This is a genomic window from Microcoleus sp. BM001215392, from assembly GCF_036700185.1.
Lineage (GTDB): Bacteria > Cyanobacteriota > Cyanobacteriia > Cyanobacteriales > Microcoleaceae > Microcoleus.
The window spans coordinates 1-1744 of the sequence record NZ_JAUBOJ010000674.1 but is presented as its reverse complement, the minus strand read 5'-3'; the positions used below and the strand labels follow the sequence as shown (position 1 = coordinate 1744).

1 protein-coding gene and 1 pseudogene are annotated in these 1744 nt (G+C 42.8%); one reads left to right on the top strand and one right to left on the bottom strand.

Annotated features, from left to right (window positions below; all coding sequences use genetic code 11):
- Window positions 1-427, bottom strand: a pseudogene (locus QT974_RS34050) (ATP-binding protein); the annotation flags it as partial.
- Between the two features lie 240 nt (window positions 428-667).
- On the opposite strand from QT974_RS34050, the gene QT974_RS34045 reads away from it, so the two are divergent.
- Window positions 668-1744: serine/threonine-protein kinase (locus QT974_RS34045; protein ID WP_333472767.1), on the top strand; the 1077-nt coding region annotated here is incomplete at its 3' end.

The window sequence follows — 1744 nt, the reverse complement described above, 5'->3', positions numbered from 1 at the left end:
CCCCCAGCCCCCCCTTGCTAAGGGGGGGAGCAGGAGCAATTAGGATTTTTAAGGTGTCGATTTCTTTGGTGCGCTGTACCCAATTTCTGACGGGGGGTAAGTTTTCTGGGAGGGGGAAAGTGCGATCGGTTTGGTTGTCTAGGGGGATATCTGCGATCGCGGCGGCAAAGAGTGGTTCTGGTTCTTTAATTTCCCGTTCAACAATGTCTTGCCAGTTTTTCACACCTACAGCTTTGCAAATGTGTATAAAAGTCTCTCGTCTAATTGGTTGCTGCGTCCAAAATCGCTTTAAAGTTGCTTTGGAAGTGAGAGCCGCCTGACACCATATCTCATCTGCTTTATTCCATCCCAGATTGCGTCGTACCATGTCAATGATTTTTAGCCCTTCTTCGGATGCTCTGAGCAAGCCTGCCATTTTTACTCCCATACCACAACTTTACCCCAATTCGATTATAGCTCACATCGGAGAGCCAAATGAGCCAAATGAGCCTTGGGCATTGAGCCAAATGTTGAGCCATTGAGTCGGCGCAGAGTGGGGATTTTGAATTACCCTTAAAAGATGAGTCTGGATTTCGGCAAGAACCAAATTCAAAAACCTCCAAGCTCCCGTCAAAGTTGGCACTAGGGGCTTGTGCAACCACTTCCTAGCAAAAGTCCTAAAACTTTTATGTTTGGAGCAAATCTAGTTGGAACAAAACTTCAGAGCGGACGCTATCACATCACAAACGAACTAAAAGAGGGTGGTTTTGGCGAAACATATTTAGCCGAAGATACCAGTAATTTCAATGAACCCTGCGTTGTTAAGAGACTTAAGCCCCAGAAGCAGTCTGTCTTGCAGTGGGTACAGCAAAAATTTGAACAAGAAGCTAGAATACTGAAAACATTGGGACAACACGACCAAATTCCTCGGCTTTTAGCTTACTTCCTAGAAAATCAAGAATTTTTTATAGTTCAAGAATTTGTCAAAGGCAACGATCTTCGTAAAAGCATCTATACGGGTATTCAATGGAGTGAACACGCGGTAACTTACTTGTTGAGAGACATTTTAGAAGTTTTAGAGTTTGTTCATCAAAAAAAAGTAATTCACCGTGATATTAAGCCGGAAAACTTGATAGCCAGACAGTCAGATAAAAAGATTGTACTCATCGACTTTGGAGCCGTAAAGGAAGTTACTAGCAAAGTATTTAACACCCAGGGAAACGTAGTTCAAAATTCTGTAGTTGGTACGCCCGGTTATATGCCTGTGGAACAGTTAAGTGGGCAACCTTTATTTTGCAGCGACATTTACGCAGTAGGAATGATTGCGATTGAAGCTCTCACAGGTGTATTTCCGCTACAACTTGCTACAGATATTAATACTTCGGAAGTTATCTGGCGAAACAGAGTCCAAGTTAGCAATAATTTGGCTAATGTGTTAGAAACAATGGTACGTTTTCGGCATCAACAACGTTATCAATCTGCTTCTGAAGCACTGCAAGCTGTTCATAATTTACTACAAACCAGACCTGTCTCACAACCACCATATCAACAACCACCATATCAACAACCACCATACCAACAGTCACCATACCAACAGTCACCATACCAACAAACACCACCATACCAACAGCCACCGCCACCCATATTACAACCAGCAGACTTTGGACGAAGATTGGTAGCCTATTTAATTGATTTTTCTATTTTAGTTTGTCAATACTTCGGACAGTTTTGGAACAGGGATGCTCCGCGAGTAGAGCCAAAAAGT